Here is a 17,291-nt window from a genome sequence, read left to right as displayed (position 1 = left end):
TCAGGCCGCGGCCTGCAGCGGCTCCTGCACGGCTGCGATCTCGCCGGCCAGAGCCTCTTCGCACGACGCCAGCTGGTCGCAATCCTCCACCGCCTGCCGCAAGGCAGACTGCAGATCCACCCCGGCGCGCTGCGCGGCCTCCACGTCCGCGCCAGCGACGCCGCCGGCACGCGCCGCTTCGGTGATGGGCCCCGCGGCCTGTTGCCAGGCGGTGCATTCGTCCTGCAGCAGCTGCTGCAGGCGCTCCAGCAGGGCCGCCCGGTCGTCGCCGGCCGCGCGGCAGCGTTCGGCGGCCTGGTGAGCCGCCGAAGTGGCGCCGCGCAGCACCTTCAGGCGCCCCACCAGCAGCTCGCAGCGGGCCGAGTCTTCCTGCATGGCCTTCAGCGCCGCCGCGTCGCCGCCGGCGGCCTCGCGAACCTTGAGCTGGTTGCGCATGTCCTGCAGCCAGCGGGCGCCCTGCTCGACGATCTTCTCGATCGCCTTGGTCTCGACGTCGAACTCCAGCAGCACGCGGTCGCCGGCGCCGGCCTGCGCCTGCAGCCGCTTGGCCAGCGCCTTGGCCTCGTCCTGCAGGTCCTCGCCGGCCCGCTGGATGCGCCCGGCCTGGGCCACGAAGCCCGCCGCTTCCTGCTTGCCCTTGCCGGTGGCGCGCGCCAGCCAGCCCTTGCGTTCCAGGAGCGAGAAATCGAGCTGGCTGACCTGGACCTCCAGCGCTTCCAGCGCCTGCCGGACGCCGGCGTAGCCGCGCTCGCGCACCTGGGCTTCCAGCGTCTTGCGCAGGTCCAGCAGGCGCCGCACGTGGCCACTGCCGGCGTCGGTGGCCAGCTGGTCGAGCCAGGCCGCCGGACTGGCGGCCTGCTTGGGCCTTTCCTGCAACTGCGCCAGCCTGGCCGGCGTCATGAGGGAGGCGGTGCGGTCGTCGTCTTCCATGGCCGCAATGGTAACGACGCCGTCGAGCAGGGCAAAGCCTAAATCGCGCCGAGGAAGCAGGCGCGCTGGATCGCGGCCATCTTGTTGTCCACCCTCAGCTTGTTCATCGCATTGGCGATGTGGTAGTTCACCGTGCGCTCGCTGCACTGCAGGCGCTGTGAACTCTCGCGTGCCGTCAGGCCTTCGAAAGCCAGCTCCAGGCATTCGCGCTCGCGCCGGCTCAGGGTGGACCGGGCCTGGGCGATGGAGCGCTTCACGAGCGGCCAGATGTTCAGGGCCGACCAGGCCATCGCCGCAGCGTCCGCGCGGTCGGTCAGCTCGCGCGGGCTGAACATGAAGCATTCGAAGGCGCGGCCGGCCGGCAGCGAGAACTCCACCCGCACCAGGGTCTGGTAACCGTGGGCCAGCCACAACATCCGCCAGCGGCTGGAATGCATCGGGTCGGAGCGCGCGATGGTCTGCCAGGCCACCAGGGGCGCGTCGGAGTCGCGCCAGCGGGCGCCGAAGTCACGGCTCTCGGCCAGCGCATTGGCGGCCTCCGCGACCACCGGGGGGTGCACGGCGACCACCTGTCGGTCCTCGTTGCCGCCAAAGGGATCGGGGCCGAGGATGACCACGGCCTCGACTGAAAATTCGCGCAGCGCAGCCACCCAGTCGCTGAGGACGCCATCGAGGCTGACGCTGTCAAAGTTAACAGGGATCCCCATACCACTCGCAGTTGCCGGCCTGTGACAATATCACCGATACCGATGAGAGAGGACTTGCGCCGGCCCCCCACCCTTCCCGCTTCGCCCCGCGCGCTGTACCGGGCCGGCCTCCAGCGGGTGCGGTCCTGGGTTTCCACGGAGTTCAAGCGGTCGCTGGTCGAGCCGATCCTGCATCCCTCGACCTGGCGCATCCGCGCCCTGGGCATCTCGACGCTCATGGGCCACCCGCTGTTCTGGCTGATCTGGACGGAATGGCTGCCCCAGCCTTACGAGAACCTGGTGCTGCGCCTGCTGATGTCGGCCTTCGGCCTGAGCCTGCTGGTCATCCCGGGCATCACTGCCCGGCCGCCCAGCCGGCTGGCCGCGGCGACTTTCTCGCTCATCTTCTGGATCACCCTGCCCTGGTTTTTCTCGTGGATGTATTTCTGCAACGGCGGCAACGCGGTCTGGCTGGCCAGCCTGGGGGCGGCGGTGCTGATCTACTACCACCTCACGGACTGGCGGCTGGCCACCGTGGGCAGCTTCAGCGCGCTGGCGGTGGCCTGGGCGATGTTCAACGTCCTGTTCCCGGACTCGCCCGCCATCCCGCTCGAGCTCGCCCTCACCAACGCGATCGTGCTGTCCTTCTGCTGGTTCATGGGCATCGTGCTGGGCCTGTCCTCGTCCAACCTGCGGCGCGAGCAGCTCACTTACACGCTGGGGACGATGGGCATCATGGCGCACGAACTGCGCACGCCGCTGGCCACCATGCAGTTGATCGGCGAGGCGCTGCGCAACGAGACGCGCGACGAGATGGACGCGGCGCGGGTCGAGATGCTGTCGCAGCGCCTCACCGGCCTGGTGCGCAACATGAACCACCAGATCGACATGCAGATCACCAACGCGCGGCTGATGCGCCTGCCGATCCACACGGAGCTGGTCGGCGCGTCGGACCTGGTGCACGACGCGCTGGCGGACTATCCCTTCCGCAGCAGCCGCGAGCGCGAGAGCGTGGTGGTGCGCGTGCACTCCGACTTCCGCTTCCGCGGCTCGCGCTCGCTGTTCCAGCAGGTGATCGCCAACCTGGTGAAGAATGCGCTGCGCTCGCTGGCGGCGGCCTCCACTGCCATCCGCCCCGGCGACCTGCTGATCGAGGTCGGCGCCCAGTCCAACCGGGGGCGCATCGTCTTCACCGACAATGGCGTCGGCATGGACGCAGACCTGCAGGCAAACATCTTCCAGCCCTTCTTTTCCACGGACCGCGGCACCGGCCACGGCCTGGGGCTGGCCTTCTGCCAACGCGTGGTGCAGGCAGCCAGCGGCTCCATTCGCGTGAAATCCGCCCCACACAAGGGCGCGATGTTCACGGTCGAACTACCGCTGGCGTAGCACAATGAGCCCTGCGCCCCGCCCATGACCTTCCCTCTCTTCCACCGCCCCGGCACCGTGGTGTTCCTGGACGACGATCCGGACTACCTGGAGATGCTCGCCCTGGTGCTGCCCCGGCACTGGCACCTCAAGCTGTTCCTGCGGCCGGCGGACTGCATCGCCTACCTGCTGCAGGAGCCGCCGTTCTGGGAGGCGGACGCCTGGAACCAGCAGCAGCTCATTGAGCACTGGCGCGAGGGCAAGCCGCTGATCCCGCAGATCCTGGGCTACTGGTCCAAGTACACCGAGCGCTACATGCTCTCGCGCGTGTGCGTGGTCGACTTCTCCATGCCTGGCATGGACGGCCTGCAGGCACTGGCCGAACTCGGCGACTGGCCCGGCGCGCGCGTGCTCCTCACCGGCCAGGCCGACGAGCAGGTGGCGGTGCGGGCCTTCAACCGCGGGCTCATCGACCAGTTCATCCCCAAGCAGACGCCGGACATCTCGCGCCGCCTCATCGAGGCCGTCGAGCGCCTGCTGTTCACGTCGCACGCACGCCATGCGCAGACCTGGCGCGTCACCTTGAAGCCGGAGCAGAACGCGCTGCTGCGCACGCCCGGCGTGGGCGACTGGCTGTCGGCCTTCTGCGCCAAGCATTTCGTGGAGCACGTCGCCATCGGCGAGCCCTTCGGCGTGCTGGGCATGGACGCCAACGGCAAGATCAGCTGGCTGCAGCTGGAAACGCGCGAAGGCCTGCGCACGCTGGCGGAAGTGGCCGAAGCAGCGGGCGTGCCGCCGGCCGCGGTGGAAGAAATCCGCAGCGGCCAGAAGCTGGCCGACATGGAGCTGCGGACCGCGCTGTCCTCGTCGCAACCGGTCTCGCTGGTCCCCAGCTTCCCGGTCGGTGAAGGCGCCGGCGCCCTGCTCGGCGCGCTGTTCCCGGTGGAGGCCCCGAGCGGGCCGGACCCGAACAACAGCTACAGCCGCTGGCTGTCACGCCAGCCCAAACGCCACGTTCAGGAGTAGGGTGCGCAGCAAGCTGCACCCCCTACTTCAACCGCCGCGCGATCGCCCACTCCCACGGCTTCACCACCGGCGCCAGTTCGCGCGCCACGGACTCCACGTGCTGCATCTCCGCGTCGGTCAATGACGCATTGAGCGTCAGCCGCAGCATCGAGCGGTTGCGGCTGGTCGCCGGTGCGCAGAACACGGCACCGAACACGCCGCGCTCCTCCATGCGATCGCGCAGTGCCAAGGTGTCCGCCTCGGGCCCGGCTTCCAGGCCGATGATCTGCTCGCTGCCGTGCGCGATGGGGTAGCCCGCGTCCTCCAAGGCCCGCCGCATGCGCAGCGTGTTGGCGCGCAGCCGCGCGCGCTCCGCGTCGCTGGCGCGCACCACTTCCAGCGTCGCCGCCAGGCCCGCCAGTTCGTGCGGCAGCAGGCAGGAGCTGAAGATGCTCGGATAGCTGTGGCACATGAGGTAGGGCCGCAGTTCGTCCGGCAGCGTGAAGAAGCCCGCGCGGCCGGCAAAGGCCTTGGCCAGGCTGGCCGTGATGAAGTGGACGCGATGCGTGAGCCCCAGCTCCGCACACAGGCCACGGCCCTCGGGGCCATGCGTGCCGAGTGAATGCGATTCGTCGACCAGGACCATGCAGCCGTGGCGCTCCGCCACTTCCACGATCCGTTCCAGCGGGCAGAGCGCACCGGTGGTGCTGTAGACGGAGTCGACGATCACCAGGCCCGGCCGGCCGTCGCGGCGGATCATGCGATCGAGGTGCTCGGGGTCGTTATGGCGGAAGGACACCGCCGGCGCGCCAGCCGACCGCACGCCTTCCCACAGCGACATGTGGGCCAGGCTGTCGACGTAACAGGGCGTCTCCGGGTCCGCGACCACCTGGATCAGCCCCAGGTTGGCGGTGTAGCCGGACTGGCACAGCAGCGCGCTTTCCTTGCCGACGAAGTCCGCCAGCGCGCCCTCGAAGCGCGAACTGGGGCTGCCATCGAGCTGGAACACGCCCGACTGCACGATGAAATCGCGGTTGCGCCGCAAGGCGTCCAGCTGCGCCTGCACGATCGCGGCGTGGCCGGTGACCGAGAGGTAGTCGTTGCCATCCAGGCGGACGGCGTTGGGGCCGGGCTCGCTGCCGTGGGTGACGAAGCGCTTGCCCCACTCGTTTTCCCAGCGGGACTGGAAAGTGGTGGCGATGCGCCGGCGCAGGTGCGCGGACAGGCCGGGTTCGACCTTCGTTTGAGGGGTACCGCTGGTGGGGCGCGTGAGGACTTCCATGGACTGCTCTTCTGTTCGAAGGGTCCATTGGAGTTGCCAAAGCAACGCCAGCCGTTGCAACCCCTGTCAGAGCTGACAGGGTAGTTACAGAGACTTACCGATTGTGTCAGCGCGCCTGCACCCGACCGACAATCGGCCGGGTGCTACCGGCCATCAGGTCAGGCGGCCGTGGCAGGCCTTGTACTTCTTGCCGCTGCCGCAGGGGCAGGGGTCGTTGCGGCCCACCCGCGGCAGGTCGGCGACGGCCACCGCGGCGGTGGTCTCGTCGACCACGCTCTGCACCTCGCCGGTCTCGGTGGGAGCGGTGTAGGTGACGTTGGCGATGTTCTCGGCGCGTTCTTCCATGTCCTCGGCAGCCGTCTCCAGCTGCTCGGCGGACTGGATCTTCACCGTCATCAGGATCTTGGAGACCTCGTTCTTCACCGCATCGAGCATCTGCCCGAACAGCTCGAAGGCCTCGCGCTTGTATTCCTGCTTGGGCTGCTTCTGCGCGTAGCCGCGCAGGTGGATGCCCTGGCGCAGGTAGTCCAGCGCGGCCAGATGCTCGCGCCAGTGCGAGTCGATGCTTTGCAGCAGCACCATGCGCTCGAACTGGGTGAAGTTCTCCTCGCCGACCAGGTCCACCTTCGCCTTGAAGGCGGCGTGCGCCGCGGCGATCACGCGCTCGGCGAGGTCCTCGTCGGTGATGGAGGAAGAGGATTCCACTTCCTTCTTCAGCCCGAGCTCGATGCCCCAGTCGTCGCGCAACGTCGTCTCCAGGGCCGGCAGGTCCCACTGCTCCTCCACCGACTCCGGCGGCACGTACTGGTGGACGATGTCGGTGAAGCAGCCTTCGCGCAGCGCCGCGATCTGGGCGCCGAGGTCCTTGGCGTCGAGGATGTCGTTGCGCTGCTGGTAGATCACCTTGCGCTGGTCGTTGGCGACGTCGTCGTATTCCAGCAGCTGCTTGCGGATGTCGAAGTTGCGGCCTTCAACCTTGCGCTGCGCGCTCTCGATGGAGCGGGTGACGATGCCGGCTTCGATGGCCTCGCCATCGGGCATCTTCAGGCGCTCCATGATGGCGCGCACGCGGTCGCCCGCGAAGATGCGCATCAGCGGGTCGTCCAGCGACAGGTAGAAGCGCGAGGAGCCGGGGTCGCCCTGGCGGCCCGAGCGGCCGCGCAGCTGGTTGTCGATGCGGCGGCTTTCGTGCCGCTCGGTGGCGATGATGCGCAGGCCGCCCTGCTTGACCACGTGGTCGTGGTCCACCTGCCACTGCGCGCGCAGTTCGGCGGCGCGGGCCTGCTTGGTGGCTTCGTCCAGCGACTCGTCGGCTTCCACCGCCTCGACGGCCTTCTCCACGTTGCCGCCCAGCACGATGTCCGTGCCGCGGCCGGCCATGTTGGTGGCGATGGTGATCATCTTCGACCGGCCGGCCTGCGCCACGATGTCGGCTTCGCGGGCGTGCTGCTTGGCGTTGAGCACCTGGTGCTCCAGGTTCGCCGCCTTCAGCAGGTCCGAGATGATTTCGGAGTTCTCGATCGAGGTCGTGCCCACCAGCACCGGCTGGCCGCGGTCGTAGCACTCGCGGATGTCCTTGATGGCCGCTTCGTACTTCTCGCGCCCCGTCTTGTAGACGCGATCGAGCTGGTCGTCGCGCTTGCTGATGCGGTTGGGCGGGATCACCACCGTCTCCAGGCCGTAGATCTCCTGGAATTCGTAGGCTTCGGTGTCGGCCGTGCCGGTCATGCCGGACAGCTTGCCGTACAGGCGGAAGTAGTTCTGGAAGGTGATCGAGGCCAGCGTCTGGTTCTCGGGCTGGATCTGCGCGCCTTCCTTGGCTTCCACGGCCTGGTGCAGGCCGTCGCTCCAGCGCCGGCCCGCCATCAGGCGGCCGGTGAATTCGTCGACGATGATGACCTCGCCGTCCTGCACCACGTAATGCTGGTCGCGGTGGTACAGGTGCTGCGCACGCAGCGCCGCGTTCAGGTGGTGCATCAGCGAGATGTTCGCCGGGTCGTACAGCGTGGCGCCCTCGGGGATCAGCCCCAGGTTGAACAGCACGCGTTCGGCCTTCTCGTGGCCGGCTTCGGTCAGGAAGACCTGGTGGGCCTTCTCGTCCACCGTGAAGTCGCCCGGCTTGGTGACGCCTTCGCCGGTGCGCGGGTCGGCTTCGCCTTCCTGCTTGACCAGCAGCGGCACGACCTTCTTGATCGCCTGATACAGATCCGTGTGGTCTTCGGCCTGGCCGCTGATGATCAGCGGCGTGCGCGCTTCGTCGATCAGGATCGAGTCCACTTCGTCGACGATCGCATAGTTCAGGACGCGCTGCACGCGGTCCGCGACCTCGTACACCATGTTGTCGCGCAGGTAGTCGAAGCCGTACTCGTTGTTGGTGCCGTAGGTGATGTCGGCACGGTAGGCGGCCTGCTTCTCCTCGCGCGGCATCTGCGGCAGGTTGATGCCCACCGACAGGCCCAGGAAGTTGTACAGCCGGCCCATCCACTGGGCGTCGCGATTGGCCAGGTAATCGTTGACCGTCACGACGTGCACCCCCTTGCCCGAGAGGGCGTTCAGGTACACGGGCAGCGTGGCGGTGAGGGTCTTGCCCTCGCCGGTGCGCATTTCGGCGATCTTGCCCTGGTGCAGCGCGAGGCCGCCCATCAGCTGCACGTCGAAGTGGCGCATCTTCATGACGCGCTTGGAGCCTTCACGCACGACGGCGAAGGCCTCGGGCAGCAGTTGGTCCAGCGTCTCGCCCTCTGCAAGGCGGGCGCGGAATTCCTGCGTCTTTGCCTGCAGCTGCTCGTCGGACAGCTTTTCCGTCCCGGCCTCGAGGCCGTTGATTTGCTCCACGACTTTGCGGTACTGCTTGAGCAGCCGGTCGTTACGGGAGCCGAAGATTTTGGTCAGGAAGTTGGTGGCCATGAACGCGGTTCCGCCGCAGCCGCGAAGGGCCGGGTCAGGGCAATCCTCTTGTTGTGTTCAGCAGGATCCAGTTGGCGCCGCCCAGGCAGAACGCAAGGGTGGCGAAGCCAGGGATTTTACCTGTGCAGGGGAAAGGTGGGCAGGACGGGTCCGCGGAAGCGGCGCCCGCCTACGTTCCAGTCGGACAAATCAGTGGACGGCGCGGGGCGCGGCCACGTCGGTCGCCAGGGCGGCAACGGCCGCCGGCGCGGCGTTGCGGCCGGCGTTCAGGAACTTCATCGGGTCCTGCGGCACGCCCTGGACCAGCACCTCGAAATGCAGGTGCGGGCCGGTGGAGCGGCCGGTGGTGCCGACCAGGGCGATGTTCTGGCCGCGCCGGACCAGGTCGCCCTTCTTCACCAGCAGCTTCGAGGCATGGGCGTAGCGGGTGATCAGGTTGTTGCCGTGGTCGATCTCGATCATGTTGCCGTATTCGTGGTGCACTTCGGCCGCCACCACCACGCCGCCGGCGGCGGCCTGGATGGGGGTGCCCACGACCGCCTGGAAATCCAGGCCGGTGTGCAGGGCGGAGTGGCCGTTGAAGGGGTCGATGCGCCAGCCGAAGGGCGAACCCAGGGGCCCGTTCACCGGGTGCTGGGTGGGCAGCATCATGGTCTTGAGGCGCTGGTCGATCAGGCGCGACTCCATCACCGTCAACAGGTCCTGGTGCTCGCCGGTCAGTTTCTCGAGGTCGTCCAGCGTCTTCTGCAGTTCCTGCATCGACATCGCGTGGCCTTCCACCAGGGCGCCGCCGCGGCCGGAGCCGGCCACCTTGAGGTCGTTCGGGTTGATGCCGGCCAGGCCCGAGACGCGGTCGCGCAGGGCTTCCAGCTGCAGCATCTTCGCCTGCATGTCGCCCAGGCGGCGCGCCATGGCGTCCAGGTTCTCGCGCATGAAGCGGTCGCGCTGCTCGAATTCGTCCGCCACGACCAGGCGCACCAGCGCGCCCACCACCGGCCAGCGCTCGCGCGCGCCCTTGAGGAACACGTAGTGGTACAGGCCGGCGGCCAACAGCATCATCACCAGCGACAGGCCCACGAGCGCCAGCACCAGCTTGGTGCCGCTCAGGTGGATCGCCCGGCTCCGGGCCAGGGAGGCATCCGTGATAATGAAATGCATTTTTCTTTTCCTCCTCAACGACGCATGAATCGCCGCCACGCACCGGTATCCGCGCACGTGGCTGCCCAGGAATCGCCGACCCTCGCCCGGCTCACGCAGCTTGCGCGCGAGTCCGGCGAACGCCTCCAGGCCATCCAGCCCCTGATTCCTGCCCCCCTGCGTGCCCTGGTCCGTCCCGGTCCCATCGAGGGGACCACCTGGTGTCTTCTGGTCGAAGGCAACGCCGCGGCTGCGAAGCTCCGTCAATTGCTGCCTGTCCTGCAGGCCAAGCTCAACAGCCGAGGGTGGCAGGTTAGCGCAATCCGCCTCAAGGTGGGAAGTGGCGGAAAGTAAGCGCGGGCGCCGTCCGTCCAGCCGGCCCGCCCGGTCGTCCGGCTACACAGGTAACTCTCCGTTCTGGCCGCGTCAGTGGCACTGGAAGATGCCGCCCACGCGCACGCAGGTGCTGGAGCGGCGGTCGCGGACTTCGACGGTGGTTTCGCTGGGCGGCTGCAGTCCGCAGGCGCTGTACATGGCGGCCTTGGCCGCCGGCACCGTGCTGCGCCCGCCGATCGAACTGAGCGCGAATTCGTAGTCGCGCTTTGCCTGGCGGCAGGCAAAGGAGTCGGCGCGGTCGGCCTGGATGTCGGCGGCGGTCCGCCCGACGACAGGGCCGGCCGGCGCAGGGGCCGCAGCGGCGTTGCGGGCCGCGGCCACTTCCGATTTCAGCCGGCGGTTCTCCTCTTCGAGCACCTGCATCCGTAGCCGCTGGTTTTCCTGCTGGAGGGCGGCCGGGTCGACCGTCGCCTTGGGCGCGACCTGGTGGGCGTCCTTGCTGCCCGGCGCGCAGGGCGCGTCCGAGTACTCGACCTTGCCGCCGGGCGAAGTGCAGCGGAACACCTGGGCGTTCGCCGAAACGAGCGACAGGAACAGGACGGCCCCGAGGAAGTAGTGCATGACACCTCCTTGGCGGCAGTGTAGGGATGCGCGGGGCCGGACAGCGGATGCCCCCGCTTGCTACAGTGTCGGCCGCCCCTGAAGGAGAAGTTCATGAGCCTCGAGAACCTGCTCGGCATCGAATTGCCCATCATCCAGGCGCCCATGGCGGGCGTGCAAGGGAGCGCGCTGGCCGCAGCCGTGTCCGGCGCCGGCGGCCTGGGCTCCCTGCCCTGCGCCATGCTGGGCCCGGACGCGATCCGCAGCGAGATCGCCGCGATCCGCGCCGCGACGGACCGCCCCTTCAACGTCAACTTCTTCACCCACACGGAAGCCGCGCCCGACGCGGCGGTGGATGCGGCCTGGCGCGAGGCGCTGCAACCGTATTACCGTGAGCTGGAGATCCCGGAGGGCCCCACCGCCTCCGGCCCCGGGCGCACGCCGTTCAACGCCGCCGCCGCGGAGGTGCTGGAAGCGCTGCGGCCGCCGGTGGTCAGCTTCCATTTCGGCCTGCCTGCGCCGGAGCTGCTGCAGCGCGTGCGCGCCTGGGGCGCGAAGGTGCTCGCCTGCGCGACCACCGTGCAGGAAGCCGTATGGCTGGCAGAACGCGGCGTCGATGCGATCGTGGCGCAAGGCTGGGAGGCCGGCGGCCATCGCGGCATCTTCCTTGGCGACGATCTCGGCGCCCAGCTCGGGACCTTCGCACTGGTGCCGCAGGTGGTGCGCGCGGTGCGCGTGCCGGTGATCGCCGCCGGCGGCATCGCCGATGCGGCGGGCGTCGCCGCGGCGCGCGCGCTTGGCGCCGCCGGCGCGCAGGTCGGCACGGCCTACCTGCTGTGCCCGGAAGCCACCACCAGCAGCGTGCATCGCGCCGCGCTGAAGAACACGCTCGCGCCGGCCACGGCCGTCACCAACGTGTTCACCGGCCGGCCAGCGCGCGGCATCGTCAACCGCGTCATCCGCGAACTCGGCCCGCTGAGCCCGAAGGCACCACCTTTCCCGCGCGCCACGCCGGCGCTCGCGCCCTTGCGCGCCGCGGCGGAAAAGCGCGGCTCCGGCGACTTCTCGCCGCTGTGGTCGGGCCAGAACCGCAGCGGCTGCCAGGAGATCCCGGCCGCGCAGCTGACGCGCGCTCTCGCCGGCCGCTGATCGGCCTTCCCCACGGGGACGGCCGCCGCCGTACCATCGTTTCCACCCGCGCAAGGAGTCCACCATGCCGGAGCACTTCGACGCCATCATCATCGGTGCGGGCCAGGCCGGCCCGGCCCTGGCCGCGCGCCTGTCGGGCGCCGGCTGGCACGTGGCCCTGGTGGAGCGCCACCTGTTCGGGGGCACCTGCGTCAATACCGGCTGCACGCCGACCAAGGCGCTGGTCGCCAGCGCGCGCGTCGCGCACCAGGCCAGGCGGGCGGCCGATTTCGGCATCACCATCGGCGGGCCGGTCAGCGTGGACTTCCCCTCCGTGATGGCGCGCAAGGACCGCATCGCCGGCAGCTCCGCGGCCAACGTGGAGTGCTGGGTCCGCGGCCTCAAGGACACCACCGTCGTCCACGGCCACGCGCGCCTGGACGGGCCCCAGCGCGTGCGCGTGGGCCAGCGCGAACTGGAAAGCGATCGCATCTTCCTGGACGTAGGCGGCCGCGCGGCCATCGCGCCCATGCAGGGCATAGCCGACGTGCCCCTGCTCACCAATTCCTCGCTGCTGGCCTTGAAGGAATTGCCCGAGCACCTGCTGGTGGTGGGCGGCAGCTACGTCGGGCTCGAGTTCGCGCAGATGTTCCGCCGCTTCGGCGCGCAGGTGACGGTGTTCGAGCGCGCCGCGCGCGTGATCTCGCGCGAGGACCCGGACGTCTCGCAGGCCGTGCATGACCTGCTGGCCGGCGAAGGCGTCGACCTGCGGGTGGGCAGCGAATGCATGGCCTTCCGGATGGAGGGCCAGCAAATCCGCGCACGGGCGCGCTGCGGCGACGACGAGCCCGAGGCGCTGTGCTCGCACGTGCTGGTCGCCACCGGCCGCCGGCCCAACACCGACGACCTGGGCCTCGACACGGCGGGCGTGAAGACCGACGCGCGCGGCTTCATCGAGGTGAACGACTTCCTCGAAACTTCGGTGCCCGGGATCTGGGCGCTGGGCGAATGCAACGGCCGCGGCGCCTTCACCCACACCACCTGGAACGACTACGAGATCGTCGCCGCCAACCTGCTGGATGGCCTCGCCAACCAGAACCGGCGGCGCGTCAGCGACCGCATCCTCACCTATGCGCTGTTCACCGATCCGCCACTGGCGCGCGTGGGCCTCAGCGTGCAGCAGGCAAAGGACAGCAAGCGGCCCACATTGATCGGCGAGCGCCCGATGCGGCGCGTCAGCCGCGCGGTGGAGAAAGGCGAGGAGTACGGCTTCCTGCGCGTGCTGGTCGACGCCGAATCGAAGCAGCTGGTCGGCGCGACGCTGCTCGGAGTCGAGGCCGACGAAGCGATCGCCGCCCTGAGCACGCTGATGTATGCCAAGGCGCCGATCAGCGTGCTGCAGCGATCGGTGCAGATCCATCCGACCGTCAGCGAGCTCCTGCCCACCGTCCTGGGCGAGCTCAAGCCCCTGGAGTAATCATGCCCACGTTGGAGCCCGGGCCGCAGCCCGCGACCCTCGAAGCGCGGCACGCGCAGATGTTTCCCATCCTGGCCGCGGATGAAATCGCGCACCTGCACCGCTTCGGCAAGCCGCGGCGTTTCGCGGATGGCGAGCAGGTCTACCGCACCGGCAAGGTGAGCGCGGGCGCCTACCTGGTGCTCTCGGGCGCGATCCGCATCGTCGGACGCGACAGCCATGGCCAGGATTTCCCGGTGGTGGAGCACCGGTCCGGCAGCTTCTCCGCCGAACTGGGCCAGCTCTCGGCGCGGCCTTCGCTCATCGACGGCAGGGCGGTCGGGGAAACGCAGACGCTGGAGTTTTCCAGCGAGCGCCTGCATGCGGTGCTGATCGCCGAAGCGGCACTCGGCGAGAAGCTGATGCGCGCCCTGATCCTGCGCCGCGTGGCCTTGATCGAATCCGGGGCCGGCGGCCCGGTGCTGATCGGCTCGGCCGAACTGCACGACGTCGCGCGGCTGCGGAACTTCCTCGCGCGCAACGGCGTTCCCTACCACCTGCTCGACCCGGCCTCGGACAGCGACGCGCAGGCCTTCATCAGCCGCTACGCGCCCGAGCCGCAGCAACTGCCGCTGGTGGTCTGCACCGACGGCAACGTGCTGCGCAACCCGTCCGAAACCGAACTGGCGCGCTGCATCGGCATGCTGGACACCGGCGCGATCGACGCGGTGTACGACGTCGCGATCGCGGGCGCCGGCCCCGCGGGCCTGGCGACGGCGGTGTACGCGAGCTCCGAAGGGCTGTCGGTGGTGGTCGTCGACTCGCGCGCCTTCGGAGGCCAGGCCGGCGCCAGCGCGCGCATCGAGAACTACCTGGGCTTCCCGACCGGCATCTCGGGCCAGGCCCTCGCCGGCCGGGCCTACACGCAGGCGCTGAAGTTCGGCGCGCGCATGCTGATCCCGGAGCGCGTGACGGGTTTCGATTGCGAGCCGTCGGAGCGCGGCGAACCGATGCTGCTGCAACTGGGCGACGGCCGCACGGCGCGGGCCCGCACCGTCGTCATCGCGTCCGGCGCGCGCTACCGGCGCCCGGAATGCGGCAACCTGCAGCAGATGGAAGGCCGCGGCGTCTGGTACTGGGCTTCGCCGGTCGAGGCGAAGATGTGCGCCGGCGAGGAAGTGGTGGTCGTGGGTGGCGGCAATTCCGCCGGTCAAGCCGCCGTCTTCCTGGCGGGCCACGCCAGCAAGGTGTGGATGCTGGTGCGCGGGCCGGCGCTCGCGGCCAGCATGTCGAGCTACCTCATCGAGCGGATCACCGCCACTCCGAACATCGAGCTGCGGACGCGCTCCGAGATCTCGGGTCTCGCGGGCAGCCGCGAATCGGGCGTGACCGAAGTGACCTGGCGTTGCCACGAGCCGCGCAGCGCGGACACGCGGCGCGTGCGCCACGTGTTCCTCTTCCTCGGCGCCGATCCCAGCACCGACTGGCTGCAGGATTGCAAGGTCGCGCTCGACGACAAGGGTTTCGTGCGCACGGGGCAGGACCGCGCCCTGCCGCTGCAGACCAGCGTGCCGGGCGTGTTCGCGATCGGCGACGTGCGCGCCGGCTCGGTCAAGCGCGTCGGCGCCGGCATCGGCGAAGGCGCCGCCGTGGTGGCGCAGATCCACGGCTACCTGGCGGGACGCGCCGCGCGCTAGGCTGAAGAAGGGGCCGCGCCGATCGGTATCTCGCTGCGCGAGCAGCACGAACACGTTCAGGTACAGCGCAAGCACCGAGCCGATCACGAAGACCTCGCGCCAGCGGCCCGCAAGCCGCTTCACGTAGAAGGCGACGCGACGTGGACCAGCGTGAACACGGGCAATCCGATTGGCATGGAAACTCCTCCGTCCAGGTTGGAACTTCGGCCGCCATTTGGCGCGAAAGGCCGCCGCAGCGCAACCGGCCGCAGCCAGGGATACCCGGACGCGGAACGAGGGATGCGTGGCGCGGCAAGCCAGCCTCACTCCTAGAATGGGCCATCCGCATGGAGGAGACCTGCCGATGACGCCGCAGCCCCGACCGCGCAGCCGCGTCGCTTCCATCTTCCGCGGCCTCTGGCGCGTCCTGCTGTTCCTCGTCGCTTTCGCCTGCGCGCTGTGGGCGACGCTCGCCATCTACTACTCCAACCTGCCCTGGCCCTGGGCCCGGATTGCGCTGGCGGTGGCATTTGCCGGTTTCAGCTTCTGGTCGCTGCGGCTCGCCCGCCGCCGCGGGCCGCGCCTGGCCTTCGCCGTGCTGTTCCTGGCCGTCGTCATCTGGGAGATCTCGATTCCGCCGTCGAACACGCGCACCTGGCGGCCGGACGTCGCGGTGACACCGCGCGCCTTCGTCTCCGGTGACCGCGTGCGCATCGCTGGCGTGCGCGACTTCAGCTTCGGCGCGACGCGGGACGACTTCACCGTGCGCTACCTGGAGCGCGAGGTCCAGCTTTCGCACCTCGCGTCGGTGGACTTGCTGATCTCCTACTGGGGGACGGACGACGGCCCGGTGGCCCACACCTTCCTCAGCTTCAATTTCGACAACGCCGAACCGCTGTCGATCTCCATCGAGGCCCGGCCCGAATACGACGAAGGTTACAACCCGATCGCTTCGATGTTCAAGCAGTTCGAGCTGATCTACGTCGTCGGCGAGGAACGCGACCTGGTCGGCTCGCGGGTGAAGCAGCGCGGCGAGGCGGTGTTCCTGTACCCGATCCGGGCCGACGCCGAAGGGGTGCGGCGGCTGTTCCTCGTCTACACGCAGCGGATCAACGAACTCGCCGACCACCCGGAGTGGTATTCGCTGCTGAAAAGCAACTGCACGCTCAACGTGCTGCGCTATGCGCGTTCGATCGGCTGGGCCTCGGGCTTCGACATCCGGCACTACCTGAACGGCTGGGTGGACCGCTACCTCTTTGCCACCGGCATCCTGGGCTCCGCCCTGCCCTTCCGCGAATTGCGCGCCCACGCACGGGTGCGCGAAGAAGTGCAGCCTGGCGAAGATGCGGCCGATTACTCGCGGCGCATCCGGCGCGACCTGGCCCCGAACCCTTAGCCGCCGTCGCGTTGCGAGATGACCTTGCAGAGCACCGCGCCGAAGAACATCACCTGGGCGATGACGTTCATCCACAGCATCGCCACCAGCACGCCGCCGAGCGCGCCGTAGGCGCCGAACTGCGTGCCGAAGCGCGCGCCGTATTGCGCGAAGAGCTCGAAGCCGATCAGCCAGGCGCCGCCGCAGATCGCCGCGGCCAGCCGCACGTGCCGCCACGCCAGCCGCACCGGCGGCAGGTAGCGGAACAGCAGCGCGAAGGTCAGGGGCGCCAGCACCAGCAGCACCACGACGGCCAGCACCGTCGCCACCGGTTCGCCGAACCAGGGCACGCTGCTGGTACGCGCGGCCACCCAATGCATCACGCCATCGAGCACGAAGGCCAGCAGCAGCAGCAGGCCGCTCGCCAGCAGCACCAGGAAAGCCTTGGACTTTTCCAGGAAGGTCTGCCACACCATGGTGATGATCGGGCCCGATGCGAGCGGCGACTCGTGCTTCCAGATCGCGCGGAACATCATCCGCAGGTGGTGGAACAGCTTGGAGCCGGTCACCAGCAGGCCGACCAGGCTGATGGCGGTGGCGACGACCGAGCCTTGCTGCAGCTGCTCCGACAGGCGCTCGACGGTGTCGCGCAGGTGCGGTCCGAAGCCGGTCTCCACCGCCTGCAGGAACTGCCGCGCGCTCTCGGCCACGAGGTCGGAATGCCGCAGCAGGAAACCGAGGCCCGCGAGCAGCAGCAAGAGCAATGGCACCAGGGCGATGAGCGCATAGAACACCATCGCCGCTGCGTAGTAGCGCGCGTAGTCGCGCTCGTACTCCTGCCATGTGGAGCGCAGGAGTTGCATAAAACCCGGGGGCGGCTGGGTCAACTCGAGCGCCCCGTCTCCTCGCCGTCGGCCGGCGAGGTCCCGGAGGGCCAATAGTGGCCCGCGGCCAGCAGCGCCACGAAGGCCAGCACGCTCCAGAGGATGTCCAGCACGTCCAGGTCGGGCTTGAGCATCTTGCGCGCGATGACGAAAGCCAGCAGCTCGAGGATGGCGCGCAGGTCGTGCGTGACCAGCGTGCGCGCGAGCTCCACGCCGATCACCACCTGCAGCACGCGGAAGACCAGCTCGTAGAAGGTGTCGGCGGCTTGCCAGTCCATGACGACGAGTACCTGCGCGCTGCGCCACGCGAACACCAGCACCGCGACGAGGGTCACGACGGCCAGGAATCGCTCGATCCATGACGCTGTCGCACTGAAGTAGCGCACGAGCTGCTTGCTGGAAGCCATGGCGGCGCATCTTCCACCTGAACCGTGCCCACCGCAATCTCCGCGTTCTGGACATGGGCTCGCGTGCCGGCCTATCCTGCCCGCTCACTCGGCGGGGCCGGCACCGGCCCAGGA

Annotated in this window: 15 protein-coding genes; 7 read left to right on the top strand and 8 right to left on the bottom strand. The window is 69.1% G+C overall.

Translation table 11 applies throughout. From position 1 onward, the window contains the following. Together HHL11_RS28665 and HHL11_RS28660 are read right to left on the bottom strand one after the other, a co-directional pair. The gene (locus tag HHL11_RS28665) at positions 1–930 is read right to left on the bottom strand and encodes a hypothetical protein (RefSeq protein WP_169422014.1); all 930 of its coding nucleotides are present in this window, start codon (positions 928–930) and stop codon (positions 1–3) included. Between the two features lie 38 nt (positions 931–968). Next, a complete protein-coding gene (locus tag HHL11_RS28660; protein WP_169422013.1) occupies positions 969–1,637 on the bottom strand; it encodes a helix-turn-helix transcriptional regulator in 669 nt (222 codons plus the stop codon). 54 nt (positions 1,638–1,691) lie between these two features. On the opposite strand from HHL11_RS28660, the gene HHL11_RS28655 reads away from it, so the two are divergent. Together HHL11_RS28655 and HHL11_RS28650 are read left to right on the top strand one after the other, a co-directional pair. Then, positions 1,692–3,005, top strand: a complete 1,314-nt coding sequence (locus HHL11_RS28655) for a sensor histidine kinase (RefSeq protein WP_240980452.1) — start codon at positions 1,692–1,694, stop codon at positions 3,003–3,005. A 24-nt stretch (positions 3,006–3,029) separates the two neighbouring features. Further along, the gene (locus HHL11_RS28650; protein WP_205964676.1) at positions 3,030–4,010 is read left to right on the top strand and encodes a DNA-binding transcriptional response regulator; all 981 of its coding nucleotides are present in this window, start codon (positions 3,030–3,032) and stop codon (positions 4,008–4,010) included. 22 nt (positions 4,011–4,032) lie between these two features. Here HHL11_RS28650 and cqsA read toward each other — a convergent pair whose 3' ends face one another. The 3 genes from cqsA to HHL11_RS28635 form a co-directional block, all read right to left on the bottom strand. Beyond that, positions 4,033–5,271, bottom strand: coding sequence for an alpha-hydroxyketone-type quorum-sensing autoinducer synthase (cqsA, locus tag HHL11_RS28645; RefSeq protein WP_169422011.1), 1,239 nt, complete (start codon positions 5,269–5,271; stop codon positions 4,033–4,035). Between the two features lie 153 nt (positions 5,272–5,424). Then, positions 5,425–8,178 carry a preprotein translocase subunit SecA gene (gene secA, locus HHL11_RS28640; RefSeq protein WP_169422010.1) on the bottom strand — a complete coding sequence of 918 codons (2,754 nt, stop codon included), beginning with the start codon at positions 8,176–8,178 and terminating at the stop codon, positions 5,425–5,427. A 189-nt stretch (positions 8,179–8,367) separates the two neighbouring features. Next, positions 8,368–9,336 carry a M23 family metallopeptidase gene (locus HHL11_RS28635; RefSeq protein WP_169422009.1) on the bottom strand — a complete coding sequence of 323 codons (969 nt, stop codon included), beginning with the start codon at positions 9,334–9,336 and terminating at the stop codon, positions 8,368–8,370. Between the two features lie 24 nt (positions 9,337–9,360). Here HHL11_RS28635 and HHL11_RS28630 point away from each other — a divergent pair, with 24 nt between their 5' ends. Continuing rightward, entirely contained in the window at positions 9,361–9,669 is a 309-nt protein-coding gene (locus HHL11_RS28630; protein ID WP_169422008.1) for a DciA family protein, read from the top strand. Between the two features lie 72 nt (positions 9,670–9,741). Here the strand turns inward: HHL11_RS28630 and HHL11_RS28625 are convergent, their stop codons facing one another. Beyond that, complete coding sequence (locus HHL11_RS28625) at positions 9,742–10,272, bottom strand: DUF4124 domain-containing protein (protein ID WP_169422007.1); 531 nt, start codon at positions 10,270–10,272, stop codon at positions 9,742–9,744. 93 nt (positions 10,273–10,365) lie between these two features. On the opposite strand from HHL11_RS28625, the gene HHL11_RS28620 reads away from it, so the two are divergent. From HHL11_RS28620 to HHL11_RS28605, 4 genes are all read left to right on the top strand, one after another. Next, the gene (locus tag HHL11_RS28620; RefSeq protein ID WP_169422006.1) at positions 10,366–11,400 is read left to right on the top strand and encodes an NAD(P)H-dependent flavin oxidoreductase; all 1,035 of its coding nucleotides are present in this window, start codon (positions 10,366–10,368) and stop codon (positions 11,398–11,400) included. Positions 11,401–11,464: 64 nt separating this feature from the next. Next, a complete protein-coding gene (locus HHL11_RS28615; protein WP_169422005.1) occupies positions 11,465–12,856 on the top strand; it encodes an FAD-containing oxidoreductase in 1,392 nt (463 codons plus the stop codon). A gap of 2 nt (positions 12,857–12,858) precedes the next feature. Then, on the top strand, positions 12,859–14,532 hold the full coding sequence (locus HHL11_RS28610; RefSeq protein WP_169422004.1) for an FAD-dependent oxidoreductase: 1,674 nt from the start codon (positions 12,859–12,861) through the stop codon (positions 14,530–14,532). A 343-nt stretch (positions 14,533–14,875) separates the two neighbouring features. After that, positions 14,876–15,907: a lipoprotein N-acyltransferase Lnb domain-containing protein gene (locus HHL11_RS28605; RefSeq protein WP_169422003.1), complete on the top strand. Its 1,032-nt coding sequence runs from the start codon at positions 14,876–14,878 to the stop codon at positions 15,905–15,907. On the opposite strand, the gene HHL11_RS28600 is transcribed toward HHL11_RS28605, so the two are convergent. Both HHL11_RS28600 and HHL11_RS28595 read right to left on the bottom strand, forming a co-directional pair. Continuing rightward, entirely contained in the window at positions 15,904–16,749 is an 846-nt protein-coding gene (locus HHL11_RS28600) for a YihY/virulence factor BrkB family protein (RefSeq protein WP_169422002.1), read from the bottom strand. The two genes, HHL11_RS28605 and HHL11_RS28600, sit on opposite strands and share 4 nt — an antisense overlap. Before the next feature lie 20 nt (positions 16,750–16,769). Next, entirely contained in the window at positions 16,770–17,177 is a 408-nt protein-coding gene (locus tag HHL11_RS28595) for a hypothetical protein (RefSeq protein ID WP_169422001.1), read from the bottom strand. Between the last annotated feature and the right edge of the window lie 114 nt (positions 17,178–17,291).

The organism is Ramlibacter agri, from assembly GCF_012927085.1.
In the GTDB taxonomy this organism is placed as follows: domain Bacteria; phylum Pseudomonadota; class Gammaproteobacteria; order Burkholderiales; family Burkholderiaceae_C; genus Ramlibacter; species Ramlibacter agri.
The sequence above is the reverse complement of the archived record's forward strand: the minus strand, read 5'-3'. Positions and strand labels throughout refer to the sequence as shown.

What these genes read in the sequence shown, in the direction of transcription:
- HHL11_RS28665 (WP_169422014.1), bottom strand. Translation starts at nt 930, where the DNA reads ATGGAAGACGACGACCGCACCGCCTCCCTCATGACGCCGGCCAGGCTG.
- HHL11_RS28660 (WP_169422013.1), bottom strand. Translation starts at nt 1,637, where the DNA reads ATGGGGATCCCTGTTAACTTTGACAGCGTCAGCCTCGATGGCGTCCTC.
- HHL11_RS28650 (WP_205964676.1), top strand. Translation starts at nt 3,030, where the DNA reads ATGACCTTCCCTCTCTTCCACCGCCCCGGCACCGTGGTGTTCCTGGAC.
- cqsA (WP_169422011.1), bottom strand. Translation starts at nt 5,271, where the DNA reads ATGGAAGTCCTCACGCGCCCCACCAGCGGTACCCCTCAAACGAAGGTC.
- secA (WP_169422010.1), bottom strand. Translation starts at nt 8,178, where the DNA reads ATGGCCACCAACTTCCTGACCAAAATCTTCGGCTCCCGTAACGACCGG.
- HHL11_RS28635 (WP_169422009.1), bottom strand. Translation starts at nt 9,336, where the DNA reads ATGCATTTCATTATCACGGATGCCTCCCTGGCCCGGAGCCGGGCGATC.
- HHL11_RS28630 (WP_169422008.1), top strand. Translation starts at nt 9,361, where the DNA reads ATGAATCGCCGCCACGCACCGGTATCCGCGCACGTGGCTGCCCAGGAA.
- HHL11_RS28625 (WP_169422007.1), bottom strand. Translation starts at nt 10,272, where the DNA reads ATGCACTACTTCCTCGGGGCCGTCCTGTTCCTGTCGCTCGTTTCGGCG.
- HHL11_RS28620 (WP_169422006.1), top strand. Translation starts at nt 10,366, where the DNA reads ATGAGCCTCGAGAACCTGCTCGGCATCGAATTGCCCATCATCCAGGCG.
- HHL11_RS28615 (WP_169422005.1), top strand. Translation starts at nt 11,465, where the DNA reads ATGCCGGAGCACTTCGACGCCATCATCATCGGTGCGGGCCAGGCCGGC.
- HHL11_RS28610 (WP_169422004.1), top strand. Translation starts at nt 12,859, where the DNA reads ATGCCCACGTTGGAGCCCGGGCCGCAGCCCGCGACCCTCGAAGCGCGG.
- HHL11_RS28605 (WP_169422003.1), top strand. Translation starts at nt 14,876, where the DNA reads ATGACGCCGCAGCCCCGACCGCGCAGCCGCGTCGCTTCCATCTTCCGC.
- HHL11_RS28600 (WP_169422002.1), bottom strand. Translation starts at nt 16,749, where the DNA reads ATGCAACTCCTGCGCTCCACATGGCAGGAGTACGAGCGCGACTACGCG.
- HHL11_RS28595 (WP_169422001.1), bottom strand. Translation starts at nt 17,177, where the DNA reads ATGGCTTCCAGCAAGCAGCTCGTGCGCTACTTCAGTGCGACAGCGTCA.